The sequence below is a fragment of the Nocardia terpenica genome (assembly GCF_013186535.1).
Taxonomy (GTDB): Bacteria; Actinomycetota; Actinomycetes; order Mycobacteriales; family Mycobacteriaceae; genus Nocardia; species Nocardia terpenica.
On record NZ_JABMCZ010000001.1, the window covers coordinates 1,354,805 to 1,372,911 of the forward strand.

Here is an 18,107-nt window from a genome sequence, read left to right on the forward strand (position 1 = left end):
CGAGCATGAAGCTCGCGGCCTGGCGGGTGGATTGATTGGGGTGACCGCTACACGCGGTCGAGGAGCTGCTTCAGCTCGGCTCGGACCTGTCGGAACGAGTCGGCTTGGATGACGTCGTCGCACTGGGCGCAGTTGTCGTCGCAGTCATCGAGGGGGCCGTTGATGTGGGCTTCCTCGTCGTAGTAGTCGGCGAGGCGATCCAGTGCGGAGAGTAGGTCGGAGCCGTGCAGGACAACGAAATCCATCAGCTGCTCGCGCCTGCGGCGGGTGGCGCTCACTCCTCCGCCTCCGTCGAGATCGCCTCGATACCAATGACTTCGCGATTCCGTTCGTCGCCAACAACCCGGTCGGAAATGAACTCGAAGTTCTTGCCTTTGCCGAGGAGTTCGAGCAGTTCCTCGGGATCCCCATCCCAGTCCGCCGGGACCTTCACGGTCCAGATCTCCTCGATCTCGGCGGTGGCCTTCACGGTTACCTGCATGGTCTTGGTCGTCACCACGTGGTCTCCTCGGGGGTCTTGCGCTGGATCTTGTAACCGAGTTCGCGGAGCCGCGCCTCGTTCTTCAGGGGATGTACGGGCCATTTCGTGCGGCCAGGAGAAAGCCGGAACCAGTAGTAGTCGCACCGGCAGCTACCGTCCGACTTCGCGCCCCACTCGTAATGGGCGGGATCGCCACATTCGAATGGCGCTCCCTCATGGCAAGGGAACTCTTCGCAGTCGATGACCACGACGTCGGCGTGAGAGTCGCTGCGGGTGAGGCGGTTCTCCGCCTCCGGCGCACCGGGGACGGTGCCGTCGGCTGCGACCGTGCCTTCCTCGGATTCGTTTAGCCAGAGGTGGTACAGCCAGGCCAGCCGTTTGGCGGTCTTCATCGACTCTGCCCTCATTGCGTACGTGTATGGCTTCTCGCCGTCGTGCCGTTCGGCACCGGAAACGTTGATGGTGAACAGCTTCAGATCTGCCACCGCACGGCCTCCGTGGCTTCGTTAATCTCGGCGGCCCAGTCCTGGTCGTGGCTCTCGGTGGCATCCTGCACGACGTCCAGGAACGGAATGTCGTTGAGGCGGGCGAGGTGGAGGACGTCGCGGACGAGGTCCTCCATGTACTCGCGCAGTTCGCCCGCGTCCTCGACGATCGGATTGCGGATCGGCGCGAAGACGGTCCAGCGATGACCATTGATGGTGGTCAGTGCTCGCGCGGCGGCCTGACGATTGTGTTCGATTACGTTGCTGCTCATGACTTCTCCCTGGGGCGGTGGTTTAGGCGGTGGTGAGGTCGGCCGCGAAACGCAGCAGGTGCTCGGCTTCGTCGTGGGGAAGCTCGAACTGCATTTCGACCGTGGCGCCGTTGATACGGAACTGGCCTCGGTGCGGTGTCTCACCGAAGAGCCAGTAGCTGGTGTGGCCTGGTTTGTGGGCGTCGATGATCGCGCCGAGCCGTTGGGCAAACTCCTGCCGGTTCGCTAGCTCCAGCTCCCAAGCGAGCTGCTTGGCGTGCGCCGCCTCGTAGGACTGGAGGTAGGCAGGCAGGAAGCGTTTGCGGATGTCGCGGGCGATCTGCTCGTCGGACCGGGCTGTGCCGATAGTGATTTCGGTACGGCCGGCGTCGAGGTTGGGAACGAAATGCGCGCTGTCTCCGAATGTCGGAGAGATCAGAATGCGGGTCTGCCGGTTTCGGCCCGCGCCACGCTGGATCAGACGAGTCCACATCTGCGCACCGTCATCCCGGGTGATGCGGGCGTCGCTGCCGTCGATGAGGTTGCCTGGTGCACCGAACCATTCGTCGCCGAGGTAACCGGCGATCCGGTGGGCTCGCATGTGGAAGGTGTCGCCGTAGTCCATGGTCAGCCTTCCGTGAAGTACTCGGCGACGGCGTATGCGACGTCGCGGTGGGTCATCGGAGCCCGGCTGGTGAACTTGCTCGGGCGGGTGAGCGGCTTGCCCCATCGGGTGACGTGATAGGTCCATTCGCCGTGGTACGCCTGACCGGTGATCCCGCCGCCGATCTTCGAGACGAGGATGTCTAGGCCGCCGTTGACGTTGGTGATGTAGGTTTCCTCGGCCACGAATCCGCAGCCGCAGTCGCAGATGTCGAACTCGCCTTCGTCGCGTGCCTCGATGGCGACGTTCTCGACCGCCTCGGGGAGCCTCTCGCCTTGGAAGTGGTAGAGGGCGTGCGCGAGGATGGCGTCAGTGTCCTCGCCGCGGGAGTATGCGGTCATTAGGACGTTGGCGATGACATCCGATGCGAGAGTTTGGAACTCGTCGGTGTTGTCGAGTTCTTCGATCGCGCGCTGGTGGCCGCCTGCGCTGGCGCTGGCCAGGATTGCTACCTGACCGAGGTGCGCGGCTTCGACGCGGTCGGCGTAGGTGACGTCGTCGTGAGTGGTGGTCATCGGCTTCTCCTCAGCTGCTGGCGGTTAGACGAAGACGGGTTCGTGCTGGAAGTTCTCGACGCATTCGTAAATGGAGGGGACTTCGCCGTTCCAGCCCTTGCGGAAGTTGCCGGTCTGTAGCACGTAGGCGAGATAGTCGTAGGTGTAGATCGTCCGCATTCGTGGTGTTTCTTTCATTTTGTTTCTTGTAAATGTTGTTGCCGGTAAGGCATTTCGCTCTACGTTGCCGAGCGAGAATAACCAGCAGACATGGACATGAAGGGAGGCATTTACACCCCCTGAAGACGCGCAGGCTTTCGGATCGCAGCCATGGTTTCGAATGCATCCGCGATGGCCTGATGAATGAGGCTCGGACCGTTCCCGTACACCCAGTCCTCATGCGTGGCTGGGGAATCGGTGAGCGGATTGTGGTATCGGCCGTTGTACCAGCCGTATTCGAGGCTCCACACCGACGCCTCGCCCAGCTCCACACCGGCGCGGCTTGCGGTCACCTGTACGCCGACGAAGCACCACTCGTCGGCGCACCAGCCCGCCATCAGCTCGGGGTCGCACAGGATCGGGTCGTACTTGCGCTCGGGGCTCTCGTCCTCGTCGCCGTACATCCGGGCGTGAATCCGGAATCCGTCGATGACGCCCAGGTCCAGGCGTTCGATGGGTGTCATTTGATTCCTTCGGGTTTGGGGGCGCGGACCATCGCCTCAGCGGTGGCGAAGTCGCGCGCCCGGCCACGGTTGGGGACGAATCCGAATCGGCGGTAGAAGGGGCGAAGCCGCGTCACCGCCCCGCCGTATGCGTTGCTGGGGGTCAGCGCGGTCGGCACGCCCCGTCGGTCAGCCTCGGCCAGGATGCGGTGCATGATCGCGGTGCCGATTCCGCGGTTGCGTTCGCCTTCAGGGACGATGAGGCGGGCCGGGATCAGGTAGGTGTCGGCTGCGTGAATCCACAGCGAGACGCCGGGATTCTCGGATTCGATCGCGGCCCGCAGCTCCTCGATCCAGCTGTCGTCGGGCATCACGCGGATTCAGCGATGAGGTTGCGGTGGCGGAGATCCAGCACCAGCTCGTCGCCGCGCCAGCGGGCAAGGGTGACGACTGTGCCCAGGCGGGTGGCGATCCATTCGGGGATGACCTTCTCGCCGAAGTCGCAGGCTGACGGGTCGATCATGTTGGGGTAGCCGCCGCCGTGGCCGTAGTCGATGTATCCGCCCCAGGCGAGTTCGTCGATGAGTGCCTCGCCGGCCTCGGTGAGTTCCCACGCTCCGATGGCTTCGCGGACCGCCTTGTGCAGATCCCAGCGGCCGTAGTCGTCCCAGTGCTCCTGGATCTGCTCCTGTTCGACGGCTGACCATTCCTCCTCGTCGAGGCACGGGTAGCCCTCAAGGGAGTCGAGGACATCGGTCAGGTCTTCGGGCGCCAGTGAATCGAGATCCAGTGCGAGGTAATCGCAATCGGCGTACGGACCGTCGGAAAGCCCTGCGGCAGTTCCCCACTGCCGGTGCAGGACGCGGGTGTTCGCGATGCCGATGGCGTCGTCGTAGCCATAGCAGTCCTTGGAGCGGGTGGCATTGATCAGCAGCAGGTCTTTGCCATTTGAGCGCCAGGACGCCTTGTAGAAGGTGGCGAAGTGGTCGCACCCGCTGTGCCAGTCCTTTCCGTAGGCCCGTGCCATTTGCCCCCGGACCGAGGCGTCGAAGGCATTCGTCCCACCTCGGTAGTTCTCATCCAAGTAGGTGGTGACTTCGGTGCCGGTCCAATCCCAGCCGACATGCTCGGTGTGGTCGTAGATCCACTGCCGAGCTTCGTGGATCTGGTCGGAATCCAGCAGTTCGAGAACCTTCATCGAATATCTTTCTGCTCGTTCTTTTACGGTGTAAAGATCGGGGTTCAAAAACACCCCCACGAATGGGGGCGAACTTCAAATCCGATACCTACCTCATGGAGATGACCTCATCCCGGACGCTGAACAGGTCGAGGCCGGCGGCGCACCCAACGGTCTTCGCAGCCAGTGCCTCACGCTTCGCGCCACCGGCAACCCGGACCTTGCTCCGCAGCCACGCCGCCAGAGCGGACAGTTCACCAGCCCGGTAACCCGACAGATTCATGCGTGCTTCGACGTCGGCGAGTGCCGATTCCGGCTCGAACGGCATGCCCATGGCCATGGGCAGCAGATCTGAGGACGCGGTTGCCCAGTGCTGAGCTATGGCTCGCGCGACCGATGGCGAGATCGGCAGGCCGCATTCTTCGAACAGCGCCACCTCGGCGCGCGTTCGCTGCGCACCGGCGGCGAACGCGGTCATCGTCTTCATTTCGGTTGTCTCCCTGGATGGTTGATGCGCCCCGGTGAAGGGCGTGAGAAAGCCCCCGACGGCACCCGCGTCGGGGGCCTGAATCTGTTGGGACTTTCAGGCGGCGGTGCCGGGCGTGAGCACGGCGTCACTGAGTCGCCGACGTGCACGCTCACGACTGGCCTGCACTCGTCGTGCGTGAGCGCGCTCGGCGCGGGCCAGGTTGCGCGCCCGAACCCAGTCTTCGATTTCAGTGCGGACAACCAGCACCTGCCGCGCGCTCTCGAACACCGCCGCGGGGAAGTCGTCACCGCGCTGGCGCCACCACGACACCGCCTGGCGAGAGACACCGAACTGCGCGGCGACCTCCGCCAAGTTCACCAGTAGGTGCGGCCGATCCATGAACTCAGGCCGATGCCAAACCGTCGAAGGATTCTGCGGTGGGACGACGTCGGGCTGCGGCAGTCCTCGGCTGGCCGCGAAGTCGATCACCTCGGCCCGTGCCACGTAGACCAGGCGGCCCACCATCGCAACCGTGGGCGGGAACTGCCGAGGATGCCGCCGACGCCAGTTCGTCACCGCCTGCGGGCTCACCCCCAACTCCTTGGCCACATCAGCCAGCAACATCAGCTCGGATTCGCGGCCCTCAAACTCCGGCCGCAGCCACACGTACACCGGCATCAGACCGTCGCCTCCTTGCCTTCGCTGATCAGGACAAACATGGTCGTGAGGTGCTTGACGCTCGGCGTCGTGGTGCGGTTCGGGTACTTGGTTATGCCTCGGTAGGTCTGTTCGATGACCAGGCACTCGAAACGGCCATCGCCGAGGTCCTTGACGACTCGCAGGGTGCGGAAGTTGTCCTCCCGCTTGTCGCGGTAGACGTCACCGACGACAGGCATACGCTTGGGTGTGGCTTTTTTCATCGGGCCACCGCCACGGTGCGCAAGCCGCCGATCTCCTGGCCGGTAACCGGGTGGCGCATTGTGAAAGCCGTTGCGAGACCGCCAAGGATGTCGCTCGTTATGACCTCCATGGCCCACCCGTCGCGCAGCAGATCATTCATCACCTGCTCGACCAGCTGGCCGCACATGCGTTCGCTACCCTTGAGACCCGACTCCAAGTGGCCGCCATACGCGCCCCACATTTCGACCGTGTACGTCATGTTCTTCCAGCCTGTCCGCCCGTTTCCGGGCACGAAAAAGGCCCCGAGCAGATCGCCCGGGGCCCTGGAGATTTGGTTTGTCGTTAGTCGATGAAGATTCCGGCGGCAGCCAGCTCGGCGTCGCGATCCTCTGCGGAGATGACCTGCACACCCACCAGGCGCGCGTCCGCCAGCACCGACCGCAGCACGTTCTCAGCGGTATCGAGAGTCTCGGTGATCGCCTCCCGCAGCGGCGCATCCTCCACTGGCACACCGAACGATGTGCGGCCAGTTGCGGTGTTGTGGGACAACATCACCCAGCGACCGAACCCGTGCATCAGCCGTGACTGCTGCTGCTCGGTCAACGCTCCCGTATCGGCCTGCACCTCGAGTGACCAGCCCGGCATGATCCAACCTCCCACGTCCGCCGAAGAGATATCCCCGGGCAAAAACACCGGGGATGATCCGAAGATTCCAGACTGCCTCACGCCATACCCTTCTGCAAATCAACCCCAAGCACCCGCTGCACCTTGAACAGGAAGTACTTGAGCTGGTCCATCGTCTCCGGCGTCGCCGGAAACTGCTCATAGACGCCCTCACGCCGAAACCGCCAGCTGGCATCAGGCCCCTGCCAGACGTGCCATCCCTCCGTCTCGGCGGCCTGGATGGCGACGTCCATCCATTTCGAAATGACACGCCATTCCAACTCCACTTCCATGACTTCCTCCCGATGAAACGAATTACGAATGAGTGGCTGAAGAGTCGGGGGAACTACCGGGCGGGCCGGTAGCTCCGCTCACCCGTTCAGCGCCGGTACTCGATGGCGAACGCCAGCGCATTTGCGTTGTTGGCCAGCAAGCCGGACACGATCGGGACGGCCAGGCCCGGGGCGCGCAGGCGGGCCTCAACCTGATAGGCCGCCAGCGCATCTCGCGGCGCGGCCAGGGTGCGGGTGGGTTTGTCGAGCGAAAGCATCAGCCCTCCTTGGGCATAGGAAAGGCCGCCACCCGGAATGGATGGCGGCCACAGCGATTGGCGAGCTAAACCACGAACATCGGCAGACGCACGATGTGCTCGGCACCGGCCAGCGCAGCACGCAGCCGAGCATCAATCCGCGCCGCATACAGCCACGTCTCAAGGCACAGCGGCATACCCGACGCGTGCACCAACAGTGCCTCAGCGGCCCGCGCCGGGGTCAACCCGTAAACCTGCTCGAATACCGCATGGTGTACCTCCGGCAACACTGCCGCGTACCGCTCGGCCGTGCGCGTCATCGCGGACGGCAGGACAGGATCGACGTGCGGAATCTGCACGCCATCACGGAAGTACCGCGCCACGCCATCCGGCGAGATTTGCGCGGCCGTCACCGTGTAGTCCCGGTCAACCGTCACGACCTCGACACCGGACGGGACCGCACGCCCCGCCGACGGCCGGAACACACCGTCGAACACATCGAAGAACTGCTCTGCGCGCTCGTACTGCTGCGGCGTCCACTTGTACAGCGAAACCATTTGGGATCTCCCATCATTCACGGTGGATACGCATGGCCAGCGCGCGGTGAATCGCGCCGACCATGGCGGCCAGGACTGGCCGAAGACCTGCTGACACAGGTCTGACAATGCACCGATTGCGCGGTGCACTCTCAGACCTGCCCGGAGACGAATCCCCGAGCAGGGCAACAATTTCGGTGGTGACACCGGGCGACACGTTCCGTGCATTTGAAACGTCGAAACGGAATCTCACGCACTCTCTGCCGCACCGGATGGTTATCGGTGCCACCAATGGCCCACTATTGAGTTTTCAAACGACACAGCCCGTTCGCTTCCACTGCCCGGCGCATGCGCCGACTGTCTGGTTCCGCGAAACACCCAGGGCTCCAGGGCTGGCCGCAACGTTCAGTTGCGCACCGGATTTGGGTTTGCCCCGAGGGGCGAGGGATTGCGCCCCAAGCGGGGCAAAGGAATTCACCTCGAAAGGTGACGTTTTGCCCCGAAGGGCGAAGATTTGCGAGGGCCTACCCCGCTCAGCGCCATAGTCCGCTGCTAGCCGTCCATCGTGAGAACTGTCGCCGGGGCTCAAACATGGTGTCCCCTAGAGATTCCGCTACGGAAACTCTGCCCGGTCAGCAATCCGGCTTATCGCCGGATTGCTGCCGTACAGAATCGGCCGTCGCTACTTGGCCGCAGCCTTGGGCTTACGCGGCTGACGTGGCTTACGCGCTTCGCTCACAGCGGCGTCCGCTTCCGCCTGAGTCGCGCCCTGGTCGGGTTCCTGGGCAAATGCGTGCGCTTGGGCAAGCTGCGCCTTAGCGGTAGCGGCACGCTGTTCGAACCGTTCGACAGCTTCCGCCCACGCCTCATCAATCTTGGTGAGCCGGGTGAATTCGATCTCTGCCACGTCCAGCCGGTCCTGCTTGGCGAGAGTCTGTGCACCCTTGGTCAGCGCGTCCTTCGCGGCCTGCACCTTGTCGGATGCATTGCGGTATTCGGCCGTGCTACGGAAGCGGTCCCACCGACGCTCAATCTTCTTGACATCGCCCGCCGCCCGGTCGCTGTACCGAGCCGCCAGTGTAAGCGCCTTCAATGCGGCAACCTTTGGATCCTTGGGGGCGGCGGGGGTGCGCTCGCTACGCCGACCCTTGGCGGTCGTTTCCAGTGCCAGCACAACGTCTTTCAGCGTTGCGGCGTAGATCGGTTCGGTGCCCTGTCGGACTGGCATACCGAGCCATTCATCGCCTAACGCCATCACGTTGCCAATGTGCTTGCCGCCCTTGGTCACCTTGCGGAATCGGACGCCGGGCTCGATCTCGCATTCTCCGATGAGTAGCGGCTCATCCAAGGATTCGGGTGTGGTGGCCGTGGCGGCTTCCGTTGTGGCGCTGGTCATTTCGGGTCTCCCATCGTTCGCCCGGCCGGTGAGTCCGGGCTGTTGTCGCGGCCCGCCGTGGTGGCTGGCCGGTCCGTCGCTGTCGCCGTTGGTCGGTGACGAGAAACGAAGCTAGATGGTAGTGCGGCGACATGTCAAGTCCTGCGGTGAAATGCCAGGTCAGAGGGGGTATTCGAGATGATTTAGGTGAGACTAAGTAAGTCTGGCCTAAGTCTCACGTAAAGAAGAAAAAGGGCTCTGACCTGCAAGAACGTCGCGCGGCGACCATTCGGCGCGAACACGGCACGGATGGCGCGCGCCAACGGCTCGCGAGTCGCTGACGCTGGCGCGCCCTCGGCGCGGCACGGTGCCCACCGGTACGCCATGGCGCGGCACAGGAACGAATCGGAGCACCCGCCGCGCGGTTCGGCCACATACGGCACGCTCGCAGTCCGACCCCCAGCCCGGACCCCCCTCCCCGCCCCTATCTAAAGGACAGCGCACCTCTCGGGTGTTCGCCGTGCGTACGGGTTCCAAGGGGTGTAATTGCAGTCAACCGCCCCGTCGGCACTCGGTAGCCTCGGTTCGCGTGACCCGCGAACCCATTCGATACCGGAAATCAGACCCCACCTGGTTCGACCTCGTCCGCATCTACGAAGGCGATGCCGGCGTGGATCTGCGCACGACTAACGACGAGGTCATCGGGCCGGGGGAGCGGGTGCTCGTCGGCACTGGCATCGCGCTGGAACTCCCAATCGGAACGGTCGGGCTCATCCATCCGCGATCGGGCCTCGCCGCCAAAGCCGGCCTGTCGATCGTTAATGCGCCCGGCACCATCGACGCCGGCTACCGCGGCGAGGTCAAGGTCTGCCTGATCAACCTGGATCCGCGCACCCCGATCGAGATCCGCCGCGGCGACCGCATCGCGCAGCTAATCGTTCAGCGCATCGAGCTGGTCGACTTCGAATGTGTCGAGCAGCTGGAGGAAGCCGAACGTGGAACCGGCGGATTCGGCTCCAGCGGCGGGCATTCGAGCCTGGCCTAGGGTCTCGATGGAAACGTCACTGTGACATGAAGATGCCGAGCTGTCGGCACTGCGAGTGGCTCGGCATCGTTCACGCGCTTCCCGTAGGCCGGTGGCCGACATGGCGCAAGTCAGATAGCAACCGGTTGCACCATCACCAGTGATGTCACACCCAACTCGCGGTGCTCGCGGCGGGCCACGACTTCGAATCCCTCGCGCCGGTAGAACCGGATCGCGCGAGCGTTTGAATCCCGTACGTCCAGACCCAGCCAGCTCACACGCGCTTCGATGGCCGCCCACTTGCGCGCTTCAGTGCACAATTCAGCGGCGAGGCCCTGGCCGCGAACTGTTGGGACCGCATACATGCCCCAGAGCATCGCCCAACGATCTTGCGGACCAACCGGAATCGTCAGATCCGCAGAGTCGCGATCGCAATCCACGAAAGCCCCTGCCATACCCAACCAGATTCCGCCGGCCTCACCCACGACCAGGAGTTGGTGCCCTGGCTGCCGTGACCGTTCTATGCGCGATTCCCACTCTCCAGGTTCGAGGGCCACCGCCTGGTCGTAAGTCTCGAGGAAGGCTTCCGGCGCGTCGGTTAGTGCCTGGAGTCGAAGCGAGCGGAGCCGAAGACCGTCGCCGGACTCCGCTCTGCGAATCGTCCACATCATGCGGCACCGGTTGCGAGTCGATGGTGCGGCCAGTCGAGCAGGCCAAACGATTCACCACGGCGCCACTGCTCGATCCCTGCCCTGCTGTAGGGCACAACATCGTCAGGCAATTCGTCGATGGGGAACCATGCGATCTCACTGCACTTGTGCGGCTCTGCATTGCGGGGCTCGCCGACCCAGCGTGTCGCGAGGAAGAACGTCCCGACCCGCGCAGGACCGTCCGGCGCATGCTTGTGAACGACGGTCGCCAGCTGCATCGCGGGGCGCTCCAGCTCCAACCCGACCTCTTCATTCGCCTCGCGCATGACTGCGGCGATGAGATCCTCACCCGGGTCGAGCTTTCCGGAGGGGAGATTCCATAGCCCATCGGCGTACCCCGTGTTGGCTCGGCGAGCCAGGAAGATCTGGTCATCGCGCACGAGCAGGAGGTGAACGTCAACGTGGTTGAGGTACGGCACCAAGGATCCCTTCAAGGTTTCATTTGGGCGAGTCAGTTTCGTGTAACACGGTGATCTGCGACGTTGTGACGGTAGCCTGCCCCTGTGACAGACGCGAAGGTGTTCGACCTGGATGCGATCGTGGCCTCGGGTTGGGCCGAACCAAACGACTTTCCGGCCGCGGAATGGGCTCGGGCACAGGCATTCTGGCAGGCGCGCCGCGCCCATGACGCGCGATTGCTCGCCACCCGAACGAAGGCGTCAGACCTCATCCGAGAATGGACCGGCCGCGAGCCCCGCGATGTCGGATCGTTCGGACTGCGCTGCAATCTCGAGACCAGCGACCTCGATCTTGCTATCGGCTGGCCGGTCGACGAGCGCGAGCAGCTGCGCTCCGTCATCGACCGGCACGCGAAGTTCAAGGGTGAGCGTTTCACCAGCACCTCGACGACCCGGTTGGTGTACGTGTTTTCCGTCGATGAGGTCGAGGTCGACCTGAGCGTGCAGACCGAGGAGGACTTCGCGGTTGCATGCCGGATGCTCGACGACATCGAGGCGACCATGACCGACCCTGAGCGGATCGCGCACACCTGGGTGAAGCATCTGCTTCGGGATACGGGCCGGTTGGAGGAGTACGCGGCCTGGAAGCTCACCACCTATGCGCGGTTCTGCCCTGAGTTCAACTGGGTACCGATTCCCGAGGCCGCCAGCTAGGTTCCGCATGGATCGGCTGCGTTGATCAGTTCCCATCCGCTGCGGTCGGTCCATCGGTCGAACTCGACGTCGAGGAGTTGCCGGTCATCGGGAGGCAGGATCTGTCGCAGGCCGGCAACGGTTTTCGTCATACGTTCGGCCAGTGGTTCCAAGCGTGCGTCCATCATTTTGGTGAGGATGGTTGCCAATCCGTCGAGGTCGGTGCTGTCCGGCGACCACACGTCGAGAGTGTCGAGCATGTCGCTGAAGAGTTCGAATGCCGCGTCTTTGATGACTCCTCGTGCTCCTCTTGCCGCAGCGCGAGGGTGGCCGTCGAGGATCTTTTCCAGCGACTTGAGGGTGTAGTCGAGGGCGAAATGCCGGTCGACCCAGAGCTGTGCGTGCTGGGACAGGACGCCGATTCGGCGATCCGCGAATTGGGCGTCGAGGCGTCCCATCGACGGTCGGGCCGCGCCGGCGAGTCCGGCGGCCTGGACCTGTTTGGTGTACGCGGCGCCGATTAGGCATTCCATCGAGACGAGCATGTAGGAGATGCCGGTGTAGAAGGGTCGGCCGGTGGTGTGCTCGGCGACGAAGGATTCGTCTCGGACGCCGTCGATGATGTCCTCGATCGGCATGTGGGGCAGTGGCTTCAGGATGAGGTCAGTGCGGGATTGAAAGTGGTAGGTGCTTCGCAGTTCGGCTTCGGTCATGAGGTGGTCGAAGGTGATGTAAGTGAATCTGGTCGGCACGCCGAGCGCGGACAGGGTTCTGATCGCCAGGGCATTCTGCTCACCGGTGGTCTCCTTGTTGAACCTGGTGAGGATCGACGTCACGCCCGATTCGACGCCGAACAAGCAGCGCCGAAGTCCCTTCTCGCACAACGATCTCCACATTTGCGCGCGTTCGAGATGCCAGGCCCGGTCGGTATCGGTGCGCACGACCTGGTCGACTCGGCAGGAGGTTTCCCAGGCGAAGCGTTGCTGGTGGAGGACCTCGGCGACGTTGAGGGCGCGATCGACAGCGTCCGGGCCGCGGCCAACGAATTCTTCATCGACCAGATAGAGCGTCCTCGCGATTTGGGGATATCGGTCGAATACATCGCCCATGGCCGACACGATCATTGGCAGTTGCTCCGGTGGGACGCCGGACCACTTTCCTTTGTGGCCGCGGGGGCAGAAGGAGCAGTAGTTGGTGCAGCCGCGGGAGGACTCGAGTTGCGCGACGCCCAGGTTTTCGAAAGTCGGTGCCAGAAGGTCGAGTTCGGGGAAGATGTCGGTGCTGGTCCGGTTGGGGACGGTCGCGGATTTGCGGTAGCGGCCGATGGCCAGAGTTCCTTCTCCACGTGCGGCGCCGACGTAGCCGATGCCGCGGATCTCGCTGAAGCCGATGTCACGATTCCAGAATGCGAGCGTGTCGGCGATCGTGGGTTCGCCGGCGCCGCGGGCGATCAGCAACCACGGCCAGCGTTCCAGCAGGAGGTGTTCGTTGCGGGCCGTGAGGCTGCCTCCGGCGATGACCAGCGGCCGATCGTGAAGTGACTCGATGTCCTCGAGCAGATTCACGAGGAGGTCATGTTGGCCGAATGTCGCTGAGATGCCGAGGATGTCGGGTCTGCGCGTATGGACCGCCTCGATGATGTCGTCGAGGGTGACGCCCAGCTGCATGTCCATCAACGTGGTGTGGCCTGTGAGGGTGGCGCGGGCCGCGCGGGCGAGATCGCTGATGGCCAAGGGAAACCGGGGCAGCGGGAAGTACTCCGGATGGTAGAGAGCCGTCAGTAGCACGGCAGGGCGAGCGAATCGGTGTTCCGCTGCTTCGTTCAGATTCGCGTTGCTGATCCAGGAGTCGCCTTCCTCGAACACGATTCCGTCACGCGCCCAGGTGGGCCAGTCGCGGTCGGAAAGCGGCTGACCGGACAGTTCGGCGATTGTCCAGGTGGCGTGGTCTTCATGTTCGACCAGGAGGAGGCGGCGGTCGAGCGTGCCGGTGACGACGACGCGTGCGGGCATCGTGGTCGCGAGCATGTCTCGCAGCCGGTTGGGCTCGGTGAGGTGGAGGTCTGTGAGAAGCTTTGCGGTCGTAGTGGTGTCACCGTTGGCGAGAGCGACCGCACGGAGGATGCGGTAGGTGACGGGGTCGGTGTGATGCATGGGCATGCCGTTCTGGGCGGGGTGTCCGACCGGTTTTCGGCAGCACTGGGCCGCAGCGCGAGCCGATCTGGGGTCGGGCGCTGAAGGGTGTTGGTAGGGAATGGGTTACATACGCAGGGTCAGGATCATCGCGGCGTGGTCGCTGATGCCGTCAAGCCGTGGCTGGTGCTCGTAATAGCAGTCGGAGACGAGGTCGCGATGCTCGGTGCTGATGAAGGTGTGGTCGAACCGATATCCATTGCGGCTGCCGTTCTTAGCCGGCCGGCCAAACCATGAATGGTCGACCAGGTCCGGGTGGCGGAGCCGGAACGCATCGGTGAAGCCATTGGCGGCGAAGGATCGGTAGAAGTCGTATTCCCACGTGCCGAACACTTTGTAGTGCGGTGTGTGCCCTGGCTCGACCACATTGAGGTCGCCGGTGATGACACAGGGGCCGACCTCAACCTGCTCGGCTAGTTGCGGAAGGGTCGCGGCAACCGCCTCCTGGAATGCCCGTTTTGCGACGTTTCGTGCTTCCTTCGGCCCGCGTGAAGGGACATACAGTCCTGCGACGGAGAAGCAGGACCCCGTGGACGGCTTGATGCCAGCGAACACGAATCGGTTGGGCATCACTGTGATTGCGGCCTCGATCGGTTCGACCACTCCGCGCGCGGCCAGTAGCACCCGGTAGTTGTCGTCTCCCGGCTTCGACAGATGCACGCTGTAGCCCGCTTCCTCGAGCAGGCGGGCAGTGACATCTCCAGCGCGCCCGGCGGACACCTCGGTGAGGACCACGACGTCGGCCGCGTACTCGGAAAGCCACGCCACCTGGTGGTGTGCGCGGACCTCGCTGGCGCGCTGGACGTTCAGCGTCATCAAGCGGATCTCGGATTCGCTGCTGATCGTCATTGCTGCTCTCCTGTTGATACCTCGTCCACGAATACCTCGCCGTCGGCGTCGAGCTGCTTTTGGACGTCGGCCATGATCGCGCGAACCTGCTCGAGGATCTCGTCGCCGGGCCGTTCTCCCAAGCAATCAATATTGGCCTGTACTTGCTGCGGATCGCTGAAACCGACGAGTACCGCCGCGTTGTCCGAGCGCATCAGGCAGGACCAGAGAGCTATCCGGACGAGATCGTTCGACTCGGGGCCGACGAGCGCGCGCACCTGGTCCAGGCCGGCCTCGATCACCCGCACCGCGTCGCCGGTGAACCAGCGTTTGCGGGCACGGTGATCCTGCGGCCCGAATGTACGGGGCTCGGCTGTGGTGTACGCGCCTGTCAGCAGGCCCTGCGATAGCGGCTTGTTGATCAGGACGCCGCAGCCGTGGTCCTCAGCGAAAGTGAAGATGCTGTTTGATCGGGTCTGGGGTGTCAGCAGGTTGTCACGAACTGCGAGGACCTGGGGTCGGATGCGGTCGAACAGCTCCCGGAATCGGGCTTCTTTGTTGGCTTTCGGCCCGGTCGACAGCCTGTCGGGTGCGTAGCGGTGCGGCCCTCGCATCCCGATCGCGCGGATCAGGCCCTCCGTGCGGAAGTTGTTCATCATTTCGATGGCCAGCTCCAAGCGCTCGTCATCGGGGCCGAATTCGCTGTGGTGGAAGAAGTACACGTCCAGCCAGTCGGTGTTCAGGTTGTCCAGGGTTTGTTCGAGTTGGCGGCGCATGTGGCCAGGGTCGTAGCCGTGGGCCGCGGTTCCGGCGAAGTAGCCGACTTTCGACACCAGCTGGATGCGCTCGCGCTGCACCAGCGGGACCAGCTGCCCGAGAAGGCGTTCCGAGCGGCCGTGTCCGTAAACGTCCGCGGTGTCGAAAAGGGTGACGCCAGATTCCCACGCACGCTCAAGCCCAGCGATGGCAGCCGACTCGTCAACTGGTCCCCAGCCCATCGGCAGGCCCAAGTTGGTGTCCGGCCCGCCGATCGCCCAGCAGCCGATTCCAAGTCCGGAAACCTCGATCCCGGAGCTTCCCAGTGTTCGCGTGATCATCTTCTTGCCTCTATTCGTTGGATTTCACACTCGCCGGAGCCCGTCGAGGACGTCGAGCAAGGTCTGTAGGTCGGCGCCGGGGGATAGGTCGGGTTCGGTGTCGGCGACTTCGAACTTGAGGCCGCGGTCCGCCGCTCGTTGCCGTGGACTGAGGGTCGCCGGCTTGACCCTCCCTGCACCGACGAGCGTCTTCAGCGCGGCGGCTTTCCGCGAGCAATGCATGGCTCGGCAGGTGATGTGTACCTGCATAGTTCGGTGAGCGTCCTTCACCGTCATCTCTTCGCACGGGTCGCTGTGGAGAGGCAGCGCGCGTGCCCAGGTTTCTTCGGGGAACACGGTGATCAGGTCGCACAGGTCGCAGACAAGGCCCGGCTGGTTGTCGACATGTTCCAGGTCGGGAACGATCACCGCGGCGGCATCCAATCCCGCGGCGATACCGAGTACGTGTCGAAGCGGCTCCGGCACCGACTGCGGCCACAGCCGCACGATGTAGATCAGCTGATAGCCCATTCGTCGCGCCAGAAGCGCGATCTCGTTGGCATGCCTGTCCAGGTGGTGACCGGCCACATCGCCGCGGATGTAGCCAACTGCCTTGGGCCTCCGCGGTTTCGGCCCGGTAGCCGTCATCGCTGCGTCTCGTTCAGGTCGGGCACGTCGCCGGTTGCCCTGCGCGCGTAGGTGCCTTCCGGGTCGACGGTGACCACATCGGCGATCTGCACGATCTCGACGGGAATCCGCTGACCTTCGAAATGTTGTGGCCCGGGGACGAATACCGCTTCCGCCCCAACCTTGCGAACCGTCTCCACGAGCTTCTCGATCGGCTGGTCCTGGCGGTTGCTGAACGCCACAGTCTTGGCGAGCTTGTAGCCCAAACGCGCTGCGCGGTTACGCATTCGGGTTTCATCCCATTGCTGGTGTTGTCCGCTGATGTCGGTGCGGAGATACCCCACAGCGGTTGGTGTGTCCCTCATTGTTGCCCCTCTTGTGCGGGCTGGGCGGCCTGCCTACCCCCAGCCAGGATTATTTGAGTGTGGAAGGTGTGACCTGCGACGAGTAAGTTCTTTGGGGGTGTTGAAGAGGTGTTGAATCTGCCGGCCGCGAGATCTGAACAGGTGGTGTGATGAAGGCTCCGAATGTGAAGCTTTCGGACTGGCTGGCTCGCTCGGGCTGGAGCCGTGGCGAGTTCGCGCGCAAGGTGCGTGCCCTCGCGATCGAATGGGGTGAGCCGCAGATTCGGCCGGACACCTCGAGCGTCCGCCGTTGGGTGGAGGATGGGGAACAGCCTCGGCCGCCGGTGCCGGCGATCCTTGCGGATTTGTTCTCGTCCCGGTTTGGCTACCGGGTGACCGTGGCCGATCTCGGCTTCGCCGATCCGTATGCGGTTGACCGAGCCCTTACCTACAGCCCATCGTTGACACGAACGATCGAAGCAGTAACCGACCTGGGAAGGGCCGACGTGGACCGCCGCAAATTCCTCACTGCCGCACCCTTCGCCTTGGCGGCTGTTGTCGAGCCCTCGCGCGATTGGCTGCTCAACACCCTCGACCAGCTGCCTGACGAGCGTCAGAAAGTGCGACTCGAAGACGTCACCGCGGTGAAGAACATGTTCAGCACCTTCCAGGAGATGGACATCTTCCAGGGCGGCGGCTCCGGTCGGCTGGTCCTGGCCGCATACATGAACGAGCATGTGTATCCCCTTCTCGGGCGGACACACACCGAAGAGACCCGCCGTGCGCTGTGTGGCGCAGCAGCCGAGCAGACATACTTGCTCGGCTGGATGGCATTCGACAACGGGGAACACGGGACCGCGCAGCGGTACCTGATCCAAGCCCTTCGATTCGCCGAGGAATCGCGCGATCCCGCCCTTGGCGCTCATGTGCTTGCGGGTATGGCGGACCAGGCAACGCTGCTGGGCCACCCCGAAGAAGGCCGCCGCCTCGCCCAAGCCGGTCGGCAAGGTCTCGCGCGAGCGAATTCCCCTGCATGTCTGGCAGATCTGTGGACGCTGGAAGCGCGAGCACTCGCAACCTTGGGCGACAAGTCCGGCACCAGCCATGCGGTCAACGAGGCCGAACGCGCCTTCTCTTCCGTAAATCCGGAACAGGAACCGGAATGGGCTCGATTCATCGACCAGGCGTACATCTGCGGCGAGTGGGCCAATGCGTTCCGCGACCTCGGTTTGCCGGATCACGCTGAGCCACACGCCCAAAGGTCGATCAGCTACGCCCGAAACCAGAACCGGGCGCGTCGCGGCGCCCTGTCGCACGCTGCATTGGCAGTCGCTCAGATCCAGAAGCGCGACCTTGAGGCCGCGTACGCCGCCGGCGTGCAGACCCTCGATCTTTCCCGGAAGGTCAAGTCCTCGAGGTCGATTGAGGCCGTCCGTGATGTGCAGCAGAAGATGAACTCGTTCGGCGCACACCCGCTGGTGGCGGAGTTCAACGAGCGGACGCGGGTTCTGCTCGCGGCGTAAGGGACT

The 18,107-nt window shown here is 63.8% G+C and carries 30 protein-coding genes; 4 read left to right on the forward strand and 26 right to left on the reverse strand.

What is annotated here, in order from left to right:
- Positions 1 to 47 precede the first annotated feature (47 nt).
- The 19 genes from HPY32_RS06305 to HPY32_RS06390 form a co-directional block, all read right to left on the reverse strand.
- Complete coding sequence (locus HPY32_RS06305) at positions 48 to 278, reverse strand: hypothetical protein (protein WP_067592694.1); 231 nt, start codon at positions 276 to 278, stop codon at positions 48 to 50.
- Positions 275 to 496 carry a hypothetical protein gene (locus tag HPY32_RS06310; protein ID WP_156674648.1) on the reverse strand — a complete coding sequence of 74 codons (222 nt, stop codon included), beginning with the start codon at positions 494 to 496 and terminating at the stop codon, positions 275 to 277. The genes HPY32_RS06305 and HPY32_RS06310 overlap by 4 nt, the downstream gene beginning before the upstream one ends.
- Positions 493 to 966, reverse strand: a complete 474-nt coding sequence (locus HPY32_RS06315; RefSeq protein ID WP_067592688.1) for a hypothetical protein — start codon at positions 964 to 966, stop codon at positions 493 to 495. Before HPY32_RS06315 ends, HPY32_RS06310 begins: the two co-directional genes overlap by 4 nt.
- On the reverse strand, positions 954 to 1,238 hold the full coding sequence (locus HPY32_RS06320; RefSeq protein WP_067592685.1) for a hypothetical protein: 285 nt from the start codon (positions 1,236 to 1,238) through the stop codon (positions 954 to 956). The genes HPY32_RS06315 and HPY32_RS06320 overlap by 13 nt, the downstream gene beginning before the upstream one ends.
- Positions 1,239 to 1,260: 22 nt before the next feature.
- Entirely contained in the window at positions 1,261 to 1,842 is a 582-nt protein-coding gene (locus HPY32_RS06325; protein ID WP_067592682.1) for a hypothetical protein, read from the reverse strand.
- 2 nt (positions 1,843 to 1,844) lie between these two features.
- A complete protein-coding gene (locus HPY32_RS06330) occupies positions 1,845 to 2,396 on the reverse strand; it encodes a hypothetical protein (RefSeq protein ID WP_067592680.1) in 552 nt (183 codons plus the stop codon).
- Between the two features lie 24 nt (positions 2,397 to 2,420).
- The gene (locus tag HPY32_RS45585) at positions 2,421 to 2,555 is read right to left on the reverse strand and encodes a hypothetical protein (protein ID WP_269456523.1); all 135 of its coding nucleotides are present in this window, start codon (positions 2,553 to 2,555) and stop codon (positions 2,421 to 2,423) included.
- A 110-nt stretch (positions 2,556 to 2,665) separates the two neighbouring features.
- Positions 2,666 to 3,058, reverse strand: a complete 393-nt coding sequence (locus HPY32_RS06335; protein ID WP_067592677.1) for a hypothetical protein — start codon at positions 3,056 to 3,058, stop codon at positions 2,666 to 2,668.
- On the reverse strand, positions 3,055 to 3,408 hold the full coding sequence (locus HPY32_RS06340) for a GNAT family N-acetyltransferase (RefSeq protein ID WP_067592675.1): 354 nt from the start codon (positions 3,406 to 3,408) through the stop codon (positions 3,055 to 3,057). The genes HPY32_RS06335 and HPY32_RS06340 overlap by 4 nt, the downstream gene beginning before the upstream one ends.
- Positions 3,408 to 4,235: a hypothetical protein gene (locus tag HPY32_RS06345; protein ID WP_067592673.1), complete on the reverse strand. Its 828-nt coding sequence runs from the start codon at positions 4,233 to 4,235 to the stop codon at positions 3,408 to 3,410. The genes HPY32_RS06340 and HPY32_RS06345 overlap by 1 nt, the downstream gene beginning before the upstream one ends.
- Positions 4,236 to 4,323: 88 nt before the next feature.
- On the reverse strand, positions 4,324 to 4,701 hold the full coding sequence (locus HPY32_RS06350) for a hypothetical protein (protein WP_067592669.1): 378 nt from the start codon (positions 4,699 to 4,701) through the stop codon (positions 4,324 to 4,326).
- 96 nt (positions 4,702 to 4,797) lie between these two features.
- Positions 4,798 to 5,361, reverse strand: a complete 564-nt coding sequence (locus tag HPY32_RS06355) for a MerR family transcriptional regulator (protein WP_067592667.1) — start codon at positions 5,359 to 5,361, stop codon at positions 4,798 to 4,800.
- The gene (locus HPY32_RS06360) at positions 5,361 to 5,579 is read right to left on the reverse strand and encodes a hypothetical protein (RefSeq protein WP_067592664.1); all 219 of its coding nucleotides are present in this window, start codon (positions 5,577 to 5,579) and stop codon (positions 5,361 to 5,363) included. The genes HPY32_RS06355 and HPY32_RS06360 overlap by 1 nt, the downstream gene beginning before the upstream one ends.
- 20 nt (positions 5,580 to 5,599) lie before the next feature.
- Positions 5,600 to 5,842 (reverse strand): hypothetical protein, encoded by a 243-nt coding sequence (locus HPY32_RS06365; protein WP_067592661.1) that lies wholly within the window; start codon positions 5,840 to 5,842, stop codon positions 5,600 to 5,602.
- An 83-nt stretch (positions 5,843 to 5,925) separates the two neighbouring features.
- The gene (locus HPY32_RS06370; protein ID WP_067592658.1) at positions 5,926 to 6,228 is read right to left on the reverse strand and encodes a hypothetical protein; all 303 of its coding nucleotides are present in this window, start codon (positions 6,226 to 6,228) and stop codon (positions 5,926 to 5,928) included.
- 77 nt (positions 6,229 to 6,305) lie between these two features.
- Positions 6,306 to 6,539 (reverse strand): hypothetical protein, encoded by a 234-nt coding sequence (locus tag HPY32_RS06375; protein WP_067592655.1) that lies wholly within the window; start codon positions 6,537 to 6,539, stop codon positions 6,306 to 6,308.
- A gap of 86 nt (positions 6,540 to 6,625) precedes the next feature.
- Positions 6,626 to 6,796: a hypothetical protein gene (locus tag HPY32_RS06380; RefSeq protein WP_156674647.1), complete on the reverse strand. Its 171-nt coding sequence runs from the start codon at positions 6,794 to 6,796 to the stop codon at positions 6,626 to 6,628.
- 65 nt (positions 6,797 to 6,861) lie between these two features.
- Complete coding sequence (locus HPY32_RS06385) at positions 6,862 to 7,332, reverse strand: hypothetical protein (protein ID WP_067592652.1); 471 nt, start codon at positions 7,330 to 7,332, stop codon at positions 6,862 to 6,864.
- A gap of 661 nt (positions 7,333 to 7,993) precedes the next feature.
- On the reverse strand, positions 7,994 to 8,707 hold the full coding sequence (locus HPY32_RS06390) for a hypothetical protein (RefSeq protein WP_067592648.1): 714 nt from the start codon (positions 8,705 to 8,707) through the stop codon (positions 7,994 to 7,996).
- 583 nt (positions 8,708 to 9,290) lie between these two features.
- Between HPY32_RS06390 and dut the strand changes: the two genes are divergently transcribed.
- Positions 9,291 to 9,731: a dUTP diphosphatase gene (dut, locus tag HPY32_RS44420; protein WP_067592642.1), complete on the forward strand. Its 441-nt coding sequence runs from the start codon at positions 9,291 to 9,293 to the stop codon at positions 9,729 to 9,731.
- A gap of 110 nt (positions 9,732 to 9,841) precedes the next feature.
- On the opposite strand, the gene HPY32_RS06400 is transcribed toward dut, so the two are convergent.
- Entirely contained in the window at positions 9,842 to 10,381 is a 540-nt protein-coding gene (locus tag HPY32_RS06400) for a GNAT family N-acetyltransferase (RefSeq protein WP_067592636.1), read from the reverse strand.
- Positions 10,378 to 10,839, reverse strand: a complete 462-nt coding sequence (locus tag HPY32_RS45590) for an NUDIX hydrolase (RefSeq protein ID WP_067592633.1) — start codon at positions 10,837 to 10,839, stop codon at positions 10,378 to 10,380. The genes HPY32_RS06400 and HPY32_RS45590 overlap by 4 nt, the downstream gene beginning before the upstream one ends.
- A gap of 84 nt (positions 10,840 to 10,923) precedes the next feature.
- Between HPY32_RS45590 and HPY32_RS06410 the strand changes: the two genes are divergently transcribed.
- Complete coding sequence (locus tag HPY32_RS06410) at positions 10,924 to 11,532, forward strand: hypothetical protein (RefSeq protein WP_067592631.1); 609 nt, start codon at positions 10,924 to 10,926, stop codon at positions 11,530 to 11,532.
- Here the strand turns inward: HPY32_RS06410 and HPY32_RS06415 are convergent.
- Complete coding sequence (locus HPY32_RS06415; RefSeq protein WP_216675881.1) at positions 11,529 to 13,184, reverse strand: B12-binding domain-containing radical SAM protein; 1,656 nt, start codon at positions 13,182 to 13,184, stop codon at positions 11,529 to 11,531. The two genes, HPY32_RS06410 and HPY32_RS06415, sit on opposite strands and share 4 nt — an antisense overlap.
- Before the next feature lie 270 nt (positions 13,185 to 13,454).
- Between HPY32_RS06415 and HPY32_RS06420 the strand changes: the two genes are divergently transcribed.
- Positions 13,455 to 13,748, forward strand: coding sequence for a hypothetical protein (locus HPY32_RS06420; protein WP_171982672.1), 294 nt, complete (start codon positions 13,455 to 13,457; stop codon positions 13,746 to 13,748).
- A gap of 21 nt (positions 13,749 to 13,769) precedes the next feature.
- Here the strand turns inward: HPY32_RS06420 and HPY32_RS06425 are convergent, their stop codons facing one another.
- The 4 genes from HPY32_RS06425 to HPY32_RS06440 are packed head-to-tail and all read right to left on the reverse strand — an operon-like array spanning position 13,770 to position 16,578.
- Entirely contained in the window at positions 13,770 to 14,552 is a 783-nt protein-coding gene (locus tag HPY32_RS06425; protein ID WP_067592628.1) for an endonuclease/exonuclease/phosphatase family protein, read from the reverse strand.
- A complete protein-coding gene (locus HPY32_RS06430) occupies positions 14,549 to 15,628 on the reverse strand; it encodes an aldo/keto reductase (RefSeq protein ID WP_067592625.1) in 1,080 nt (359 codons plus the stop codon). The genes HPY32_RS06425 and HPY32_RS06430 overlap by 4 nt, the downstream gene beginning before the upstream one ends.
- Before the next feature lie 24 nt (positions 15,629 to 15,652).
- The gene (locus tag HPY32_RS06435) at positions 15,653 to 16,255 is read right to left on the reverse strand and encodes a hypothetical protein (protein WP_156674646.1); all 603 of its coding nucleotides are present in this window, start codon (positions 16,253 to 16,255) and stop codon (positions 15,653 to 15,655) included.
- Positions 16,252 to 16,578 carry a hypothetical protein gene (locus HPY32_RS06440; protein WP_231951816.1) on the reverse strand — a complete coding sequence of 109 codons (327 nt, stop codon included), beginning with the start codon at positions 16,576 to 16,578 and terminating at the stop codon, positions 16,252 to 16,254. The genes HPY32_RS06435 and HPY32_RS06440 overlap by 4 nt, the downstream gene beginning before the upstream one ends.
- A gap of 170 nt (positions 16,579 to 16,748) precedes the next feature.
- Here HPY32_RS06440 and HPY32_RS06445 point away from each other — a divergent pair, with 170 nt between their 5' ends.
- The gene (locus HPY32_RS06445; protein WP_067596147.1) at positions 16,749 to 18,101 is read left to right on the forward strand and encodes an NsdA family TPR-like regulatory protein; all 1,353 of its coding nucleotides are present in this window, start codon (positions 16,749 to 16,751) and stop codon (positions 18,099 to 18,101) included.
- Positions 18,102 to 18,107 lie beyond the last annotated feature (6 nt).

Coding starts and splice junctions, on each gene's coding strand:
- HPY32_RS06355 (WP_067592667.1), bottom strand. CDS start 5,361: ATGCCGGTGTACGTGTGGCTGCGGCCGGAGTTTGAGGGCCGCGAATCC.
- HPY32_RS06345 (WP_067592673.1), bottom strand. CDS start 4,235: ATGAAGGTTCTCGAACTGCTGGATTCCGACCAGATCCACGAAGCTCGG.
- HPY32_RS06335 (WP_067592677.1), bottom strand. CDS start 3,058: ATGACACCCATCGAACGCCTGGACCTGGGCGTCATCGACGGATTCCGG.
- HPY32_RS06375 (WP_067592655.1), bottom strand. CDS start 6,539: ATGGAAGTGGAGTTGGAATGGCGTGTCATTTCGAAATGGATGGACGTC.
- HPY32_RS06435 (WP_156674646.1), bottom strand. CDS start 16,255: ATGACGGCTACCGGGCCGAAACCGCGGAGGCCCAAGGCAGTTGGCTAC.
- HPY32_RS06385 (WP_067592652.1), bottom strand. CDS start 7,332: ATGGTTTCGCTGTACAAGTGGACGCCGCAGCAGTACGAGCGCGCAGAG.
- HPY32_RS06365 (WP_067592661.1), bottom strand. CDS start 5,842: ATGACGTACACGGTCGAAATGTGGGGCGCGTATGGCGGCCACTTGGAG.
- HPY32_RS06330 (WP_067592680.1), bottom strand. CDS start 2,396: ATGACCACCACTCACGACGACGTCACCTACGCCGACCGCGTCGAAGCC.
- HPY32_RS06425 (WP_067592628.1), bottom strand. CDS start 14,552: ATGACGATCAGCAGCGAATCCGAGATCCGCTTGATGACGCTGAACGTC.
- HPY32_RS06430 (WP_067592625.1), bottom strand. CDS start 15,628: ATGATCACGCGAACACTGGGAAGCTCCGGGATCGAGGTTTCCGGACTT.
- HPY32_RS06380 (WP_156674647.1), bottom strand. CDS start 6,796: ATGCTTTCGCTCGACAAACCCACCCGCACCCTGGCCGCGCCGCGAGAT.
- HPY32_RS06400 (WP_067592636.1), bottom strand. CDS start 10,381: ATGATGTGGACGATTCGCAGAGCGGAGTCCGGCGACGGTCTTCGGCTC.
- HPY32_RS45585 (WP_269456523.1), bottom strand. CDS start 2,555: ATGCGGACGATCTACACCTACGACTATCTCGCCTACGTGCTACAGACC.
- HPY32_RS06325 (WP_067592682.1), bottom strand. CDS start 1,842: ATGGACTACGGCGACACCTTCCACATGCGAGCCCACCGGATCGCCGGT.
- HPY32_RS06370 (WP_067592658.1), bottom strand. CDS start 6,228: ATGCCGGGCTGGTCACTCGAGGTGCAGGCCGATACGGGAGCGTTGACC.
- HPY32_RS06340 (WP_067592675.1), bottom strand. CDS start 3,408: ATGCCCGACGACAGCTGGATCGAGGAGCTGCGGGCCGCGATCGAATCC.
- HPY32_RS06415 (WP_216675881.1), bottom strand. CDS start 13,184: ATGGACATGCAGCTGGGCGTCACCCTCGACGACATCATCGAGGCGGTC.
- HPY32_RS06360 (WP_067592664.1), bottom strand. CDS start 5,579: ATGCCTGTCGTCGGTGACGTCTACCGCGACAAGCGGGAGGACAACTTC.
- HPY32_RS06390 (WP_067592648.1), bottom strand. CDS start 8,707: ATGACCAGCGCCACAACGGAAGCCGCCACGGCCACCACACCCGAATCC.
- HPY32_RS06350 (WP_067592669.1), bottom strand. CDS start 4,701: ATGAAGACGATGACCGCGTTCGCCGCCGGTGCGCAGCGAACGCGCGCC.
- HPY32_RS06320 (WP_067592685.1), bottom strand. CDS start 1,238: ATGAGCAGCAACGTAATCGAACACAATCGTCAGGCCGCCGCGCGAGCA.
- HPY32_RS06445 (WP_067596147.1), top strand. CDS start 16,749: ATGAAGGCTCCGAATGTGAAGCTTTCGGACTGGCTGGCTCGCTCGGGC.